17 protein-coding genes and 2 tRNA genes are annotated in these 16,024 nt (G+C 56.1%); 5 read left to right on the forward strand and 14 right to left on the reverse strand.

The genetic code is table 11. The annotated features are described in order from the left end of the window. Window positions 1–7 precede the first annotated feature (7 nt). The 8 genes from FLT43_RS09900 to FLT43_RS09935 form a co-directional block, all read right to left on the reverse strand. Complete coding sequence (locus FLT43_RS09900) at window positions 8–3,772, reverse strand: phage tail tape measure protein (RefSeq protein WP_127510938.1); 3,765 nt, start codon at window positions 3,770–3,772, stop codon at window positions 8–10. 185 nt (window positions 3,773–3,957) lie between these two features. Then, window positions 3,958–4,452, reverse strand: a complete 495-nt coding sequence (locus tag FLT43_RS09905; protein WP_087445044.1) for a phage tail assembly chaperone — start codon at window positions 4,450–4,452, stop codon at window positions 3,958–3,960. A 38-nt stretch (window positions 4,453–4,490) separates the two neighbouring features. Beyond that, on the reverse strand, window positions 4,491–4,937 hold the full coding sequence (locus tag FLT43_RS09910; RefSeq protein WP_087445043.1) for an endoglucanase: 447 nt from the start codon (window positions 4,935–4,937) through the stop codon (window positions 4,491–4,493). An 18-nt stretch (window positions 4,938–4,955) separates the two neighbouring features. Continuing rightward, window positions 4,956–6,374: a phage tail sheath subtilisin-like domain-containing protein gene (locus FLT43_RS09915; protein WP_087445042.1), complete on the reverse strand. Its 1,419-nt coding sequence runs from the start codon at window positions 6,372–6,374 to the stop codon at window positions 4,956–4,958. Window positions 6,375–6,377: 3 nt separating this feature from the next. Continuing rightward, a complete protein-coding gene (locus FLT43_RS09920; RefSeq protein ID WP_087445041.1) occupies window positions 6,378–6,578 on the reverse strand; it encodes a YqzN/YkzM domain-containing protein in 201 nt (66 codons plus the stop codon). A gap of 1 nt (window position 6,579) precedes the next feature. Beyond that, window positions 6,580–7,425: a 3'-phosphoadenosine 5'-phosphosulfate sulfotransferase gene (locus FLT43_RS09925; protein ID WP_174818191.1), complete on the reverse strand. Its 846-nt coding sequence runs from the start codon at window positions 7,423–7,425 to the stop codon at window positions 6,580–6,582. Next, window positions 7,418–7,636 (reverse strand): hypothetical protein, encoded by a 219-nt coding sequence (locus FLT43_RS09930; protein ID WP_087445040.1) that lies wholly within the window; start codon window positions 7,634–7,636, stop codon window positions 7,418–7,420. Before FLT43_RS09930 ends, FLT43_RS09925 begins: the two co-directional genes overlap by 8 nt. A gap of 194 nt (window positions 7,637–7,830) precedes the next feature. Then, window positions 7,831–8,253 (reverse strand): ArpU family phage packaging/lysis transcriptional regulator, encoded by a 423-nt coding sequence (locus FLT43_RS09935; protein ID WP_087445039.1) that lies wholly within the window; start codon window positions 8,251–8,253, stop codon window positions 7,831–7,833. A gap of 298 nt (window positions 8,254–8,551) precedes the next feature. Here FLT43_RS09935 and FLT43_RS09940 point away from each other — a divergent pair, with 298 nt between their 5' ends. The 3 genes from FLT43_RS09940 (at window position 8,552) to FLT43_RS09950 (ending at window position 10,596) form a co-directional block, all read left to right on the forward strand. Beyond that, entirely contained in the window at window positions 8,552–8,983 is a 432-nt protein-coding gene (locus tag FLT43_RS09940) for a helix-turn-helix domain-containing protein (RefSeq protein WP_006675223.1), read from the forward strand. A 33-nt stretch (window positions 8,984–9,016) separates the two neighbouring features. Next, the gene (locus FLT43_RS09945; protein ID WP_087445038.1) at window positions 9,017–9,478 is read left to right on the forward strand and encodes an ImmA/IrrE family metallo-endopeptidase; all 462 of its coding nucleotides are present in this window, start codon (window positions 9,017–9,019) and stop codon (window positions 9,476–9,478) included. A gap of 152 nt (window positions 9,479–9,630) precedes the next feature. After that, window positions 9,631–10,596 (forward strand): GDP-mannose 4,6-dehydratase, encoded by a 966-nt coding sequence (locus FLT43_RS09950; protein ID WP_087445037.1) that lies wholly within the window; start codon window positions 9,631–9,633, stop codon window positions 10,594–10,596. Window positions 10,597–10,926: 330 nt separating this feature from the next. On the opposite strand, the gene FLT43_RS09955 is transcribed toward FLT43_RS09950, so the two are convergent. The 5 genes from FLT43_RS09955 to FLT43_RS09975 all read right to left on the reverse strand — a co-directional run bounded on the left by FLT43_RS09955 (window position 10,927) and on the right by FLT43_RS09975 (window position 13,992). Beyond that, window positions 10,927–11,000 (reverse strand) — tRNA-Gly (locus FLT43_RS09955). 64 nt (window positions 11,001–11,064) lie between these two features. Beyond that, window positions 11,065–11,141, reverse strand: a tRNA-Pro gene (locus FLT43_RS09960). Between the two features lie 136 nt (window positions 11,142–11,277). Continuing rightward, complete coding sequence (locus tag FLT43_RS09965) at window positions 11,278–11,937, reverse strand: response regulator (RefSeq protein WP_087445036.1); 660 nt, start codon at window positions 11,935–11,937, stop codon at window positions 11,278–11,280. A 26-nt stretch (window positions 11,938–11,963) separates the two neighbouring features. After that, on the reverse strand, window positions 11,964–12,815 hold the full coding sequence (locus tag FLT43_RS09970) for a sensor histidine kinase (RefSeq protein WP_087445035.1): 852 nt from the start codon (window positions 12,813–12,815) through the stop codon (window positions 11,964–11,966). Window positions 12,816–12,990: 175 nt separating this feature from the next. Next, on the reverse strand, window positions 12,991–13,992 hold the full coding sequence (locus FLT43_RS09975; protein WP_087445034.1) for a LacI family DNA-binding transcriptional regulator: 1,002 nt from the start codon (window positions 13,990–13,992) through the stop codon (window positions 12,991–12,993). Window positions 13,993–14,234: 242 nt separating this feature from the next. Between FLT43_RS09975 and FLT43_RS09980 the strand changes: the two genes are divergently transcribed. Further along, entirely contained in the window at window positions 14,235–14,561 is a 327-nt protein-coding gene (locus FLT43_RS09980) for a YbjQ family protein (RefSeq protein ID WP_087445033.1), read from the forward strand. 8 nt (window positions 14,562–14,569) lie between these two features. Further along, window positions 14,570–14,821: an HD family phosphohydrolase gene (locus tag FLT43_RS09985; protein ID WP_087445032.1), complete on the forward strand. Its 252-nt coding sequence runs from the start codon at window positions 14,570–14,572 to the stop codon at window positions 14,819–14,821. 74 nt (window positions 14,822–14,895) lie between these two features. On the opposite strand, the gene FLT43_RS09990 is transcribed toward FLT43_RS09985, so the two are convergent. Continuing rightward, the gene (locus tag FLT43_RS09990) at window positions 14,896–15,864 is read right to left on the reverse strand and encodes an aldolase catalytic domain-containing protein (RefSeq protein WP_006675215.1); all 969 of its coding nucleotides are present in this window, start codon (window positions 15,862–15,864) and stop codon (window positions 14,896–14,898) included. Window positions 15,865–16,024: the final 160 nt, after the last annotated feature.

The following is a 16,024-nucleotide window of genomic DNA, read 5'->3' on the forward strand; positions in this document are numbered from 1 at the left end:
GGTTCTTTTATACACGGTTTTGCGCGGCATCTTCGATCTTCTGCGCAATCACGCCGCCAATATAGTCCGCGATTTCTTCGCCGTTCCGGCGGAGCGAATCGAGCAGATTATCGCCGCTGCCTTCCAGCGTGAAGTTCAGCGTCACGCCGCCAAGATGGATGCCGCCCAGGCTCTTGGAAGAGCTGGCGGTTGATAATCCGGCCTCTTCCGTCAACGCCGGGGCGCTAAGGTTCATTTCCGGTCCGCCAGCCAAGCCGCCCATGGCATAAGGCTGCACGCCAAGCATATAGCCGGCTTGCTGCCACAGCGACAGCCCACGCGCTCGCTTGCCTGGAGAGAGAGGCACGATCATTTCCGGCCCTGCCTCGCCAACCAGCCCGATGTGGGGGCGGGTTATAAATCCGCCGTGGGCGTAAGCTTTAACCCCATGGTGGCCGCTTGTGTGAAGACCGGTAATTTCCGAACCCCGGTCCCTCACGTCACCAACCCAGTCTGACACGGGCTGGGCCACGTTTTGGTCGAACCAGTTCGTTAGATCAGACCACACATTTTGCACCCAATTTTTCGCTTCTCCGAACCTGTCCTGTATCCAGCCAGAAGCATTTTCCGCCCCTGTTTTGATCGGGTCCCATATGTTCGTTCCGAACCAGCCAGACACATCCGACCACGTATTTGTCAGCTCTTCTTTCGTTTCGCCCCAACGGGTGGAAAACCATTGACCTGCAATGTCCGCGCCTTCCTTAAGCGGGGTCCACACCGTTTCATCGAACCAACCGGATATCTCCGCCCATTGTTCGGTTATCCAGGCTTTGGATTCATCCCATATATCCGACAACCACTGACCTGCAATCGCTGCGCCTTCCTTGATCGGTAGCCAGACCGTCTCGTCAAACCAGGAAGCAAACGGATCCCAAATGGACTTAACCATTTCGCTTCCCATGTCCCACAGGCCGACGGTAAAGTTGATCGTGTTAATGCCTGCGTCTTTGAGTGGCGTCCAGACGTTCGAGCCGAACCAGTCGCTGATGCCGTTCCATTGATTCGTTATCCAAGTTTTGGCTTTACCCCATTGGTCAGTTAACCACTGTCCTGCCGCAGCGGCGCCTTCCTTGAGCGGCGACCACACGGATGAATCAAACCAGGATACGAGGTTTTCCCACTCTGTCCCAATCCATTCACCAAGTGCGCTACCGCCCAACGAGCCGATAATACCGCCCACCGTACCACCGATAACCGTTCCGACTCCGGGAATCACGGAACCGATAGCAGCACCGGCAGCAGATCCAGCGGCAAATCCGCCCCAACCTCCGATCGTTCCGCCGATAGCCTGATTTCGTTCTTCTCCTGGTTCGGCAGCAGCGATATTGACCGCATCCAAAAGAAATGAAAAAGGAAGCTTCACTCTACCCCCAGTTCGGGCTAGGAAGCCCAAACCCTTGCCATTCCCACCTTGGAACCATTTGGGCATCCAGCTTGTCTTCGGAGTTGGAAGCGAGAAGCGAGACGCTTTACCCACTTCGTCATACCGGCCAAGCTGCCCGGCGTTGGCCATACGCACGACGTCGTCCCGGCTATAGGTGCGATCCAGCGGAATGCTGCGCCAGTATCGCTTCCCGGCGGGACGATAATTCCGCGGGAATTGCGCCGCCGGACCCGGCTGGCCGCCAAACGCCCTCTCCAGCTCGTTATACCGCCCGAGCTGTCCGGCGTTGGCCATGCGCACGACTTCGTCCCTGCGATATGTGCGATCCAGCGGGATGCTGCGCCAGTACCGCTTCCCGGCGGGACGGTAATCCGGCGGGAGCTGTGCCGCCGGGCCCGGCATCGCGTCCGCTGCCGTGGTGCCGCCAAGCCAGCGGCGATACCATGGCGAACGCTTGGCGGTGCCGGCGCGGGCGGTTCGCGTAGCGGCGGTTGCTGTCGTCTCGGCCATGGTGGCGGACGATCCGCCTCCAATCCACTTTCTCGCATTTTTATAGAACTTTTTCCCCTTACCTAGGAACTGGACGGTCTTGGATAGGATCCAAGCATCCATCATCAGCGCCAGCGTCTGACCCAGCGGACTGCTTGTATCGCCGCCGAGCCAGGTTGGCTGCACATTTTTGAACGCCTCGAGAGCCTTGCCCACGATTTTCCCCGCATCGAATGCTTCCAGGAAGGCCTCGAGGAAGGCCCGTCCGGCTGTGGAACCGGCTTGAACGAATGGCGAAGCATCTACATCCGCCTCTTTGGAAGCCATACCAAGCGCCCCCATAAGGTAGCCGCCAAGCGCTCCGCCCAGGGCCGCCCCGATCTTGTGCGCGGCTTCGATCACCCGTTCGCGTCCGCCTCCGCCCCACCATTCGTTGAAGGGAGCGACCACAATTTCATCCCATAGCAACCGGATTTTCCCGAACACGCCGGCGTTGTTCCAGGCATCCGAATCCATAATGTCGAGCAGCTTCGTAAAGACATGGTTGATTTTCCCGCCGATCATGTCCGCCAGCCCATTGCTTTGCGTAAACGCTTCGGCAATCCGGTCGATCCAGGCTCTCAAGGCCGGCACGGCTTGCATTCCAATCGAGATCGCGATGCCTTCCCATGCGCCGGACAGCCGCCGGATGGAACCGAGCAGGGTGTCCTCCTGAATTTTGGACATCTTCTTGGCGGCGCCTTGCGCCTGCTCCAGCTGCTTAGCATAGGCCGCGAAGCTTTCCGATCCCATGTTCAGCAAGATGGAAGCGGCATCGGCTGTTTCCGTGCCGAACGCACTGGCCACATCGGCAAGCCGCAGTCCCTTGCGTTCGACTTCCGCCATGAATGGAGTCAATCCCTTGAACGCGCGCTGCGCGTCCCACAGGTTCAGCCCCATCTCCTTCAGCTTCTTCGCCGCAGGACTCGATGCGTCGTTAAGCTGCGAAAGCATGAGGCTCATGGCCTGGCCTGCGCGTTCGCCCTGAATGCCATGACTGGACAGCACCCCGATAGCGGCAGCCATCTGCTCGATAGCGATGTTCGCGTCTGCCGCGGCCGGAGCCGCAAGGGAGAACGCGCTGCCCAACTGCGAGATGCTCGTGTTCGCCGTCGCGGCCGTTTTGGCCATGACATCTACGACCCGTTCAAGCTGCGCCGCGGGCATGCGCATGCCGAGCAGCACGCCCGATGCCAGGTTCGCCGCTTCGGCCAGATCCATTTGCCCGGCAGAGGCAAGCAGCAAGGTCGGGCTAATCCCGGCGAGCACTTGCTTGGCAGTGAAACCGGCTCCAGCGAGAGCGCCCATGGCATCCGCAACCTGAGTGGCCGTAAAAGGCATCGATGTGCCCAACTCACGGGCACGCTGATTGAGCGCAGCAAAGTCTTGCGCATTGGCATTGGTGGCCATCCGGACGTTGGCCATGCTCTGCTCGAACTTCGCAGCGGTCCGGAACAGACCCGCCAGCCCGGACGCAGCGGCTCCAAGCGCCGGGCCGAGTAATGCTATGCCGCCGCTGACCAGCCGGCCAAGCATACGCAATGGCCGGGTAGCGTAATCAAGGATGCGAACTGTAAATCGGAACGTTTTCCCTGATATGGACTGCACTCGAGCATTAATCGCGACCAGCGTGTCAGATGCCCGATCCGCTGCATGGACCGCCATCTGCCACCGGGTCCGGTTCATCCGTTCGAGCTGCTTGCGCGTGCGTTCTACGCTTTTGTCCAGCTTGCTCACTTTACCTTCTATTTTCGACAGAGCAGGTTCGGAACGATCGTCGACGGCCACGGATATATCTATGCGATAGGCTTCTTTCGCCACCCGCAATCACCCTCTTCCCAGCGATGCAGCTCGCTTCCGTTCCTCTATCTCGGATTCCAGCGCCAGCTTGGTGCTGACAAGACAAAAAAGCCGCTCTCCTTCGGGCAGCTTCATCACCTCGCTAGGGAATTTCCCCTGGCGCTGGAAAATATGATGCAGGAGGGTGGCAACCCCTCCTGCTTCTATCAGTTTTTTATGACTTCCTCCGCCTCGCTGCTCTCGTCATCATCCAGATCATAGCCCGACAGACGGTCGATCTGCTCGATGATCGCATCCTTTTCTCCAGGGAGCAGAACCTTGTCAATGAGCTGTACGCCGCTGATGACATTGAGCTGATCCCAGGCCGCCTTGTTGTTCCATACTTTTTGCTGATCTTCGGACACCGTCGCCTCATAGATCAGATACGAGCGGTATCTCGCCGTATCGGTGTCGTCCGGCATTTTGATGCCGCCCAGGCGGCGGTTTTTCTTATACTTGGTCGCCTTGTCCCGGCACGCGTTATATTCCGCCTCCGCCAACGGACGAATGCCGAAGCGGAAGAACACCTTTCCTTTGCGGGCGATCTCGATGACTTGCCGTTCTCCTTCCGTGCTCGCCGCCGCATCCAGAAGACCGCGCAGGATATCCGTTTCGTTGGCCAAAAGCGTTTCGGACTGGATCGGTTCATTGTCTTTTTTCATGAATATCTATCCTCCATTAAGTTGTTGCTCTCTCGAGATTAGCGGCTTGCACGGATGATGCCGGTGAAATTAAATACGGCATCCGGCGCTTGCGAGCGCAAGCTGTCGACCAGGCGCTTGAACAGTACCGCATCGCGGACCACCGTCTCGGTAAAGGTCAGCGTCATGCTATAGCTCTGCATTAATGCCCAGGTATGCTTTTGGCCTGCCGGCTGGTAATCGCTGTTCGTCACGTTGAGCTGGGCCTGCCAAGTGTTCACTTCGGCAAGGAAGGTGCCCTCGCCGTCGTATAGCTCCCCATTGTATCCTCTGGACACATTCCGGAAATCGAAGGCGCCGCGATCCAGCATCTGCTGAATGTCGGGCGGGCTGTTGACCCGGAAGCTCCATGAGCGGTTAATAATCTCGCCTACCTGCACATTGGCGATGTCGATGCTTCCATCAGGAACGCAGTCGCGGAAAATATAACGTGCGTCTTGTGCCATTGTTGTTCCTCCTTACGGTTACGCAGATTGCGGCGAGAATTGGAAGCCGAAATCCAGGTATATTTTTTCGATGCTGTCCAGGTCGACCAGATCCGAGAAGCGGAACCAAGCCGCATCGCCTTGCGGCGGGTAATTAGGGTCCACGATCAGTTGACCGCTTTCCAGACCGCCCTCGCGGATCATCGTCTGGATGATGCCGTTCGCAATCGTCACGACAAAGGCGCGCCCATCCGCGTTGTTATTCCATTTGCCGAGGTATGGATGCAGCGTGTACACGATCCGATCGATAAGCTCATAGCGCGTGCGGGTGCGGCGAATTTTTTTCCAGCCTTCGTCTTCATCAGCCAGAAGCGTTACTTTCGTGTTGATGCCATAATCAATTTGCGCCATGCCGTCCGGGTTGAGCGAGAAGGTAAGCATCCCGGATTGAATCGCTTCTTTGTACTGCGCATTCGTCAGTTCCCCGACCAGATCGATGGAACCGGTCATAGGAACATGCGTCAAGCTGGCATTGTACGCGCTCGAAGCAATGACGCCGGCAACCCGGGCAGCCGCTCTTGCGCCTTCCACGGGACCGTTGGCGGTCCGAAATCCGTTGCCGACATAGACGATGGCAAAATCATTGAAGGCTATGGCATTCGTCTTGCGCGTCGCAAACGGAACGCTGGTCGGTTCGCCGACCACGCCGATGATTCGCCCGCCGCCTTCGGCAAGCATTCGCTTCACGAAGGAATGGAGAGAGGCATGAACGGAGGCGTCCTCCGAATCTACAATTACGGTATCGAAAAATTGGCGTTCGAGACGTTCAAACGCATTCGCATAGTCTGCACCGGTAACGATTGGGTCTGCACCGCCCGTAAGCGGGGCATCCAGCAGCGCATCGAGTTCCCCGGATCCGTCCGCTATTTTTGCCGCCGTCAAGTACTGGCTCTGTTCATTGATGGCCGCGACAAGATGCTCCGGCTCGCTTCCTTTGGCGAACAGCAGCCGTTCCAGCTGGCGTGTATTTTCATGCAGCACGAACTCCCGCATGGTCACATCCTCCAGGGAGTCGCGGATCGTGACCGTCATCTGCCGCGTGGTTGGATACTTGGTGAGCAGCCGGACCACTTTGGCCGCCGGATCCGCGTTGTCGTTCAATTCAAGCGTGGCCTGGGTTCCCCCCGTGCCGGCGCGAACAGCCAACACCGTGCTGGCTCCGCCCGCAAAAATTTCCCGGATGCAATCCGAGCCCTGGCCGTCGCCAAGCTTCCCGGCCAATTCGCCGGGTGCTTCTACCGTTACGACTTGCGCAAGCGGTCCCCAGTTGGATTGGATCACGGCCGCAGCCACGCCGACGGTTCCTGTGACGACACGGGCGCCGCCGGCATTATGCCAACGGACATAGACGTCTGGCCGAATCTTCTGTTCCCCTAAAATAAACGTTGCCCCTGACATGGGCTACACCTGCCTTTTCTGAAATTGTTGAACTGCCTTTTCCGCTTCCGCTCGGGTCAAGCTGTCGGTAGGGACCCGGCGCAAGGCTCCCGCCATCGCATCGGCCGAGACACCGAATTGAGCGGAGGCAGCCATAATTTCCGCCTTCGTATAAGAGGCTTCCGGCTGCCGCTTTCTTGGTTTGGACTGTTTGGCTTCCGCCATGTTACGCACCTCCGATATGAATATGGTCGAGCAGCGGCGATGACGCCGCCGTCTGCAGGATGCCGAACCGGACATCAAGCGAGATCTGTCCGCTGCGGCAAGCGTCCTGGGTTCCGTCAGCCGATACGCTCTGGATCAGCATCGGGGATTGATCCAGCATGCGCACCTGCCCGTCGAGCGCCAATTGCCGCACCGTCAGATCCAGCCAGCGGCTGCGCGCTTCCGCATGCGGAACCAGCATATGCCCGCGCAGCGTCGCTTCGATCCAAGCACCCTGGCTCACCGTCTGGATGCTGCGGATCGCGGCCACACGCCAATATAAGGCGGGAGTATCCTCCGATGGATTCCAGGCTACGGGATCGGTCTCAATCTCCGGGAAGCGCGCGCGAGTCCATGCAGCCATCGCCGCCACCGGATCCGGATCCAGCGGCGTATGTGACATCCACCCCAGGGAAAACACTTCAAACTGGACACTTCGGGCAACCGCCTTGAGCTTCTCATCCACCGTGTCCGAGCCTGTGCCTATGTACCGGAAGAGGATGGACTTGCCGCTGATGGCGTCCGTCAATCGTTGACGATCCAGCGCGGAGATGACGGCGGCGGCCAGGCTGTCCACATGCGGTAGCTCCGCAGGCGGCGCATACGGCGCCACTTCGATCTTGCAGCTGGAGCCTGCCCAGTCGTTCTCTACCGTCTCGGAGCCTATGGTGAGAACAAGGTAGGGCTTCGCTTCGCCCGCCTCCGCAGTGCCTGCGTCCAAAATCTTGCCGTTGACGGCCGGAATCCGATCGAGCAACCGCTGGCGGATAACACTGCGCAACGAAGCCCCCTCCAGATACTTATCCATCCCGAATCCGCTCCACCTGCGCCATTGCTTCCATCTTGCTGCCCGGATCCCGCTCTCGCAGCAGCACAAGCGCATACTGCACCCGGAAGCGCAGCGTATGATCCGGGTACTCATGGCTCATCTCGGCATTGTGCATTTCTTCTCCCCCCTGCAATCCGGCGTACGTTCCCGTGAAGCGGCCCCATAATAAAAGACCACCCGGCATCATCATCCGAATGGTCTCTCCTAACGGTCTGCCCGTCGCCCGCCTTGACAGCAGGTCCAGCGGGCACACCACTTCACACTATCATCTTATCACCCGATGCCGACCTTCCGCGTGCCAGCATCCGGCCAACGAGCGGACATAGGGCAGGCCAGCGGCGGAACAGCCTGTGCCGCGCGGATCCTCTCCGGCGCATATCAGCGCTACTCCGCGTACACTTCCAGCCCGAGCAGGAAGGCCAGCTCCATGACGCCGCGCGCCTTGATGCGGCGGAAGGTGCGCTCGCTAACATTCATCTCATGGCAGAGCAAATAATCCGGCGTGCTGTTCTGCGGGCTAAGATAACAACGCTCGATCACGCCCCGCTCCGCCTCGCCGAGATGCGCAATCGCCTTAGTCACATTGTCATGAACGGTCTTCATATATTGCTCCCTCTCGACATTGTGGACCGCGGTCTCCTCGACCGGCTTCCCGACCTTGTGCGTCGCCCCATGATAACGGGGAATATAAGCCAGCGTCGTCCGCATCTCTCGCCGAACCGCTCCGGCTTTGCGGTACAGCTTCGCCACAGCCAACACCGATTCCACCTGCTTGCGCGTCTCTGTCCGATTAATGGTTGCCAACATCGTGAACCACTCCCCAATACGTTATTTATAATATAAAATAAAAATATAAAGTTATTAAAAACAACATTCAGAAAATAATGATAGGTCATGCTGCCTGCACAAATGCACAAATAAGACATTGTAACTCTTCCGTTATTTACAATAACGATTTATACTGTAAGAAATTTATTTCTAGCAACGTACATCAAAGCTATTGAGAACAAATGTTCGTAATGTTATACTGCAAGCATACCATACCGCCGAATTGAGCGTCAATCATGAATTGATGCTCATATATTAAAGGACGAGGGTGATAACGATGACTGGCAAGAATAGAGAAGTGATGGGTTCACGCATCAAGCAGCTCCGCTTGAAGCATGGCCTCTCCCAGGATGACGTCGCGCATGCGCTGGATATGAAGCGGGCGAATGTGGCCAACTATGAAGCGGGACGAACGACGCCGCCGAGCGATATTATCGGTCGTCTGGCCGATATGCTGCACACCTCTGCCGACTATCTGCTCGGGCGGACGGACAACCCGCTCGCGCTGCATGCGGCGGGCACGATTCCGGAATGGGCCACCGCCAAGGACAAGCGTGATTTCCGCAAAATGCTGGAGGAAGATCCGGAAGTAATGTTCGACGGCGTGCCGATGGACGAAGATGACCGCGAACGGGTCATTCAAGTGCTGGAAGCCCTGTTCTGGGATGCGAAGAAGAGGAACAAACGGAAGCCGAAGCGAACAGAATGAACATTCGAACCTTGAAACCGCGGGGTGCATGGCATGGATGTTGAGAACATCGTAAGCAAGCTGATTCGGAAATACAAAACGAACTGTCCTTTTCAATTGGCGCAGCGGCTGAACATTATCGTTAAGCAGGCGCGGCTCGGCAATTCGACGCGCGGCTTCTATTACCGCAAGCTGCGCCGCCGCTATATCGTGATCAATACCGATCTGCCGTTCGAGTGGCAGCGCTTCGTCTGCGCGCATGAGCTGGCGCATGACCGGCTGCATACGGGAACCGGCCACTTCTTCATCGAGCGGAACACGCTGTTCTCCGTCGGCAAGTTCGAGCGGCAGGCGAATGAGTTCGCGCTCCGGCTGCTCCTGGACAGCACCGAGGCGCTCCCCGGCGACACGAAGGAGAACTACTGCATGCGGCATGGCATTCCGCCTGATGTCGCCAAGTTCCTTCCTTACGGAAATTCGCATGATATTGAACGGGAGCGTAATGCCGTCCCATAGGCAATAAAGTCAGAAACCGGGACGAATGCCGTGGCCTTTTATAGGTGAATCCCATAAGATGTGGCATCTGATGATTAGGTCTGTGCCGGGTGCGCGGAGTCCGCATTCTCCGGCCCCATGCCGCAACTATATGAGAGAGGTGATTCCCTTACATGAAGGCGCTCGTTACCGGTGTCTCCGGGTTTGTCGGAAGCCACATGGCGGAATATTTGCTGGATCGGGGCGTCGAGGTAGTCGGAACGATTCGCAACCGGAGCCGGATGGAGCATATCCGCCATATCGAATCGAAGATTCATCTGGCCGAGTGCGAGCTGCGCGATCCGTTCTCCGTCGAGACGCTGCTGACGCAGGAGAAGCCGGATTTGATTTTCCATCTGGCGGCGCAGAGCTTCGTCCCGACCTCCTGGAATTCTCCCGTCGATACGATTACGAACAATGTGGCGGGGCAGCTTAATATTTTCGAGGCGGTCCGCCGTCATGATCTGGACTGCAAGATCCAGCTCGCCTGCTCCAGCGAAGAATACGGCCATGTCGAGCCTCACGAGACGCCGATTACCGAGGACAATCCGCTTCGGCCGCTCAGTCCGTACGCTGTGAGCAAGGCAGCACAAGATTATCTAGGATACCAATACTTCAAAAGCTATGGTCTGCATGTGCTCCGCACCCGTACCTTCAATCATACGGGCCCTCGCCGGGGCGAGCAGTTCGTGACGTCCAACTTCGCCAAGCAGATTGCCGAGATCGAGAAGGGTATTCGGCCGCCGGTCGTTCATGTCGGCAACCTGAACGCGAAGCGGGACTTTACGGATGTGCGGGATGTGGTGCGGGCCTATTGGCTTGCTCTGGAAAAAGGCGAGCCCGGCGAATGCTACAACATCGCCTCCGGCTCCTGCGTCACGATTCGCGACATGCTGAGCATGCTGCTCTCCTTCAGCAACGTCAACATCGATATCGTGCCGGATCCGAGCCGGATGCGGCCGTCGGATGTCGAGATTTTGCTGGGTGATAACAGCAAATTTTCCCGGCAGACAGGCTGGAAGCCCGAGATCCCGTTGGAACGGACGCTGGAGGATTTGCTGAACTATTGGCGCGAGCGTGCAGGCAAGCAAGCATTGTAAGAAGCAGAGGAACCGGATACACCGTCCCGGCATCTCTGGCATCCCTAAGGCAGTATGGCGCAACAACCGTTTCCCGGTGGGCACCGGGGAGCGGTTGTTTTTGTAACAAGGGAGAACTCTGCCTATGAAATACATACCGCGACGATGGCCGCCAAAGGCAAGGCGGGTAATCATCCAGGAAGCGCCCTCTGCGAGAGTCTGAGCGGATGGGAGAATGCCGTAAAGCAAGGCAAAGGATGGGCTATCATATGTAACATTTCCCCAAAAACCAAAAAAGGCCCCGGTCGGAACGACCAAGGCTAAAGTAGTAAAAGGTTATGAAGAAAAAATTGGAGCGGGTGATGGGAATCGAACCCACGCTGCTGGCTTGGGAAGCCAGCGTTCTACCATTGAACTACACCCGCGAGAGGCCAAAAAACACACCCTGATCCCACAAAAACTGACCGAGTGTGTCCAATCAACAACAGATGGTCGGGACGACACGATTTGAACATGCGACCCCCTGGTCCCAAACCAGGTGCTCTACCAAGCTGAGCTACGTCCCGAAGCAAAGTAATTTTGACAAGAATTAATATACCATATCGTTGAGTTTCATGCAAGCCATTTACGAAAAAATGAACCGGTAAAATCAACCACCATCCAATTGTTCACGACCGCTAGAAAAAACGGCCCATCGCTCCTTTACGAGTCGACGAGGCCGTTCTCCAATGCGTAACGCGTCAGCTGCACGCGATTTTCCAAATGAAGCTTCTGCAAAATATTTTTCAGGTGATTTTTGACCGTATGCTCGGATAAAGAAAATTGCGCGGCAATCTCCTTGTTCGACTCGCCCCGGGCAACCCGCTCCAATATTTCGCGCTCCCGCATCGTCAACGGGGAATGCGCCGGCGCCTTGCTGTTCTTGGTGGAGAATTCCTGCAAAATGCGGAATGCCAGCTCCTTCGACATGGGTGCCTCGTCGATGGCGATTGCCCGCAAATACTCATGCCATGCCGATGGCTGCAAGTTTTTCAGAAGATAGCCTTGGGCCCCTTTTTTCAGCGCCTCGAACAAATGAGTAATATCGTCGGATACGGTCACCATGACGATCTTGACATAAGGGAACCGCTCTTTAATATGCTTCGTCGCTTCCAACCCGTCCATCACCGGCATCGAGATATCCATTAGGATCATATCCGGCATGACCGTCTCGGTCATCGCGATCGCTTCTTCGCCATTCACCGCTTCGCCCACGATGACGAAGGAGGAATCGATCGCCAAAATATCCCGCATCCCCTCTCGCGCATGCGCATGATCGTCCGCGATCAACACGCGAAATACCGGTTGTCCAGCCATACTCATCGTACCCCTCTCCTCTCGTGTCACGCCTATCTCGCCTCGGCCACCCGCTCGGCTACTCCCCGCTTCGAGACGCGCATAATCGTCTGTCCGGCCTCCCGCCTCATCTCGAATTTCCAGCCCAGCGTCCTGGCCCGATCCCGCAGCATTTTCAATCCGTATTTCCCGGCAGCGGCGCTCGGATCGCCCTCGAACCCCGCTCCGTCATCCCGCACCTCGCATTCGAAGCCGTCCCCATTCAGCCGGCCGATAACCCGCACATGCTTCGCGTCGGCATGCTTCCTCACATTGGTCAATGCTTCCCGCACGCAGGAGAACAAGGCAATCTTCTCCTTGATGGTAAGCGATTCTTCCGGGATGGCCCATGCGACATCCATCTCCCACTCCGTATCTTTGTGAATGTCCTCGATCATTTGCATGAACGGATGGGACCAGGTAAAATCCTTCTCCTGCGGCACGGTCCGCAGGTTCGCAATCGCTTGCCGCACATCGTCATACACATGCCGCACCGTCTGGCGGAGCTTATCCAATTGACCCTGCTTCTCCTCCGAAGGGCATGACTCAAGGCGATCGATTTTGACCGACAGCATGAACAACGATTGCGAGATGCCGTCATGCAGCTCTTGCGCCAGCCTTTCCCGCTCCTCTAGCGCCGCCGTCATCCGCTGCTCCCGCCGGAGCGTCGCCTGCGTTTCGTCCAGCTTCTTGAACAGCCGGGTCAGCAGCGTCGCCGAGACGATGAACACGATGATCGGTGCCAATATATTGCCCATGTCCATCGACAAATAAGGAAGCAAAAAGGAATGTCTGACATATTCCCATAGCCCAATCGTCAATGTCGGAATCCATAAGATCAACCGCTTAATCATCTTGTCGCTCATTCGTGCATCCTCCCCGCTCAATCTGCCGCCCAGACCCTTGCAGCCGGACGATGATTATCCCGTTCCTTACTGCCGCCCTTTTCCCGGTTGTGCTTTCCAGCAAAAAAGCATGAGATCCCGCACGGGAACTCATGCCGCCTTCCTGCAGACGATGAGACGATGGCCCTGACTGTTCTCATTGCGATTGCGGCGCTGCCGTTGATTCCCGGACGATAATCTCCGAATTGAGACGGACGGTCCGGTTCGTGAGCGAGACGCCGTTCATCTGCTTGACGAGCATGTCCACCGCCGCCTTCCCGATCTGCTCGGCCGGCTGCCGCATCGTCGTCAAGCGCGGCCGCAGCTCGGAGGCAAGCACCTGATCGTCATAGCCGACGATCGACATATGCTCCGGCACCCGCAGGCCCGCTTCGGTCAACGCATTGATGGCGCCCAGCGCCGTGAAATCGTCCGCCGCGAACAGCGCGGTCGGAAGCTGTCCTTGGTCGAGCCATTGGCGAACCGCCTGATATCCGGATTCAATCGAGAACTCGCCCGGCTCCACCGCGAACGGCTCTAAGCCCGCTTCATCCAACGCCTGCCTGAAGCCGCGCTCCCGCTCGATCGAGCTAAGGAAGAAGCCCGGACCCTGAATATGGGCGATGGAGCGGTGCCCCAGTTCAACGAGATGGCGGGTCGCTTCATAGCCTCCCGTATAATTGTCGACGGTAACGCCATGTACATCCGGCTGAACGGTCTGATGATCGATAAGCACGAACGGAATATTCCGGTTCCGCAGCTCCGTCAAGTAAGACAATTCATGAATCGGCGACAGGAGAAGCAGTCCGTCCACCCGATCCTCCTCGATAAAATCCCTTCCAACGCCTTCTTCCTGGGGATAATTCGCGACTGACAAAGCAAGATAATATCCGTGATCCTTCAACAGGGAAGACACCGTCTGCACGATGCTGTCCAGGAACGAATCCTGCAGCGTCGTGACAATCATGCCGATGACTCCGGTTTTGCCTTTCGCCAAGCTTCGTGCCGCCGCATTCGGGTGATAGTCCAGTTCCTTCATCGCCTGCAGAACCTTTTGGCGATTCTTTTCTCGAACAGTTTGGGCATTGTTCAAGACACGGGATACCGTTACGACAGACAAGCCAGCTTTTTTGGCCACATCAAAAATACTGACTTTCATATCCTTCTCTCCTCATTGTCATCGTCATCCTGCCAGCCACATTGTTGTCATCTAATATCCATAATAACCAATATAGCCCTTCAATCCAATAAAATCTGCAGCAATCCGCTATTCATTTTGAGTATACTATGAATTAGAGTGGACTTGTGCCAATCGCCGCCTTGAAACGTAATTCAAGTTACGGCGTATTAGGTATAGATAGGGTGGATGCATACATTTGCCTCACGAAGGAGATGGTAAGAATGATTGTAGCAACAACCGAGAATATCCCCAACTATGAGATCACCGACGTGGTTGGCACTGCTTTTGGCGTCGTCGTGCGCGCCCGCGGCATCGGGGGAGACATTATGGCTTCCTTGAAAGGGCTGGTCGGCGGCGAAGTCAAGCAATACACGCAGATGATCGAGGACGCCCGGCGCCAGGCGATGGATCGGATGATCGAGAACGCGCACGCGATGGGCGGCGACGCTATCACGATGATGCGCTTCGACAGCGGCGACGTCGCACAGAATATGAGCGAAATCGTAGCATATGGAACGGTCGTCAAGCTGAGACCGGCTCAGAGGTAGGCGGGCCTATGTGGATCGTGATAGGTACGGCGTTAGTCGTATACGGGCTCCCTTTGCTTGCCCTTATCATCCTCATCGTTATCGGCAAAACCTATTTTGACAAGCGCTACAAGCAAGTCGACAATCCTCGCGATGCGATCGGCATCAACGCCGATTATGCCCCGACCAAAGAAATTTTTATCGATCCTCGCGACGGTTATAAATATCAGGTATACTACAATGCCAAAACGGGCCAAAGACAATATATCCGCATGGATTGATGACGGTTCGCTTGGCATCCAAAGAAAACAGCCCGCATCCCTATCATGGGAGCGGGCTGTCTTGCTCTATCTAATTATTCCGGCTTCTTCTGGGAAAAACTGACTTCTGGCGTCGTCATCCGGTCGTAGAACTCAACATATTGATCACGCTCGTCCGATGCGAGCAAGGCCATCGCCGAACGCGGATGCTCATCGAGCGTTCCCGTGACAAGATATGGAATCAGGTAACCCCATTCCCATTTTTCGCGCGTCTTGAGCATATGATTTTGAATAAAGCCAAGCACCGGTCGCATATGGTATCTGCTGTTCTTCAGATGCGTCAGCAGCAGCTCGGTCGGGCAGTTCCCTGCGCCGCGTCCCATGCCGTAGACGGAGGCATCCAGAATCTCGACGCCCAGTTCGGCTGCGACGAGCGTATTGGAGAAGGCAAGCTGCATATTATTGTGGGTATGCACGCCAAGGCGTTTGTTCGGCAGATGCTCCTTGAACTTATGCACCAGGTAATGTATATCGTTATGATCGAGGCTGCCGTAGGAATCGACAATATAGACGATGTCTACCGGACTATCCTTAATCATGGCGAAGGCTTCAATCAGATCGTTCTCCATTACGTTGGAGAGCGCCATAATATTAATCGTTGTCTCATAGCCTCGATCGTGGAAAAGCTGAATCAGATCGAGCGCTTTGTCAACATCCTTGCTGTAGCAAGCGACACGGATCAGATCGAGCATGCTCTCGGAGCGAGGCAAAATATCATTTTCATCCACCCGTCCGATATCAACGAGCGCCGACAGCTTGGTTGTTCCTTTTTGCGGAATGACTTTACGCAGGAAATCGTCATCCAAAAAACGCCAAGGGCCCGCTTCATCCGCGCCTTTAAGCAACTTCGGCGAATTTTTGTAGCCAATTTCCATATAATCGACGCCCGCTTCGTTCAATGAGGCATACAAGCTTTGCACGAACTCGACGCTGAAATCCCAGTTATTGACGAGACCGCCGTCGCGAATGGTGCAGTCGATAATTTTACAATGATTCGTTTTCATCCCGCTATCTCCTTCTCAAAAATAATTTTCTCTCTATTCTAATAGAGAAGACCTCTGAAAGTAAAGGAAATCCAGCTTCTTTCTCCACAACGATTCTACTTTTTACAAACCATCCATTGTTAAGTGCGTGTTCAAAAGGCCGGTATTCAGCACCGGAAAA

The sequence above is a fragment of the Paenibacillus thiaminolyticus genome (genome assembly GCF_007066085.1).
GTDB lineage: Bacteria > Bacillota > Bacilli > Paenibacillales > Paenibacillaceae > Paenibacillus_B > Paenibacillus_B thiaminolyticus.

Bases quoted from the DNA above. Each gene is read 5' to 3' on its own strand.
- FLT43_RS09985 (WP_087445032.1), top strand. From the start codon at position 14,570: ATGTGGATCGTGATAGGTACGGCGTTAGTCGTATACGGGCTCCCTTTG.
- FLT43_RS09910 (WP_087445043.1), bottom strand. From the start codon at position 4,937: ATGGCACAAGACGCACGTTATATTTTCCGCGACTGCGTTCCTGATGGA.
- FLT43_RS09940 (WP_006675223.1), top strand. From the start codon at position 8,552: ATGACTGGCAAGAATAGAGAAGTGATGGGTTCACGCATCAAGCAGCTC.
- FLT43_RS09990 (WP_006675215.1), bottom strand. From the start codon at position 15,864: ATGAAAACGAATCATTGTAAAATTATCGACTGCACCATTCGCGACGGC.
- FLT43_RS09925 (WP_174818191.1), bottom strand. From the start codon at position 7,425: ATGGATAAGTATCTGGAGGGGGCTTCGTTGCGCAGTGTTATCCGCCAG.
- FLT43_RS09930 (WP_087445040.1), bottom strand. From the start codon at position 7,636: ATGATGATGCCGGGTGGTCTTTTATTATGGGGCCGCTTCACGGGAACG.
- FLT43_RS09980 (WP_087445033.1), top strand. From the start codon at position 14,235: ATGATTGTAGCAACAACCGAGAATATCCCCAACTATGAGATCACCGAC.
- FLT43_RS09905 (WP_087445044.1), bottom strand. From the start codon at position 4,452: ATGAAAAAAGACAATGAACCGATCCAGTCCGAAACGCTTTTGGCCAAC.
- FLT43_RS09970 (WP_087445035.1), bottom strand. From the start codon at position 12,815: ATGAGCGACAAGATGATTAAGCGGTTGATCTTATGGATTCCGACATTG.
- FLT43_RS09950 (WP_087445037.1), top strand. From the start codon at position 9,631: ATGAAGGCGCTCGTTACCGGTGTCTCCGGGTTTGTCGGAAGCCACATG.
- FLT43_RS09915 (WP_087445042.1), bottom strand. From the start codon at position 6,374: ATGTCAGGGGCAACGTTTATTTTAGGGGAACAGAAGATTCGGCCAGAC.
- FLT43_RS09975 (WP_087445034.1), bottom strand. From the start codon at position 13,992: ATGAAAGTCAGTATTTTTGATGTGGCCAAAAAAGCTGGCTTGTCTGTC.
- FLT43_RS09965 (WP_087445036.1), bottom strand. From the start codon at position 11,937: ATGAGTATGGCTGGACAACCGGTATTTCGCGTGTTGATCGCGGACGAT.
- FLT43_RS09920 (WP_087445041.1), bottom strand. From the start codon at position 6,578: ATGGCGGAAGCCAAACAGTCCAAACCAAGAAAGCGGCAGCCGGAAGCC.
- FLT43_RS09945 (WP_087445038.1), top strand. From the start codon at position 9,017: ATGGATGTTGAGAACATCGTAAGCAAGCTGATTCGGAAATACAAAACG.
- FLT43_RS09935 (WP_087445039.1), bottom strand. From the start codon at position 8,253: ATGTTGGCAACCATTAATCGGACAGAGACGCGCAAGCAGGTGGAATCG.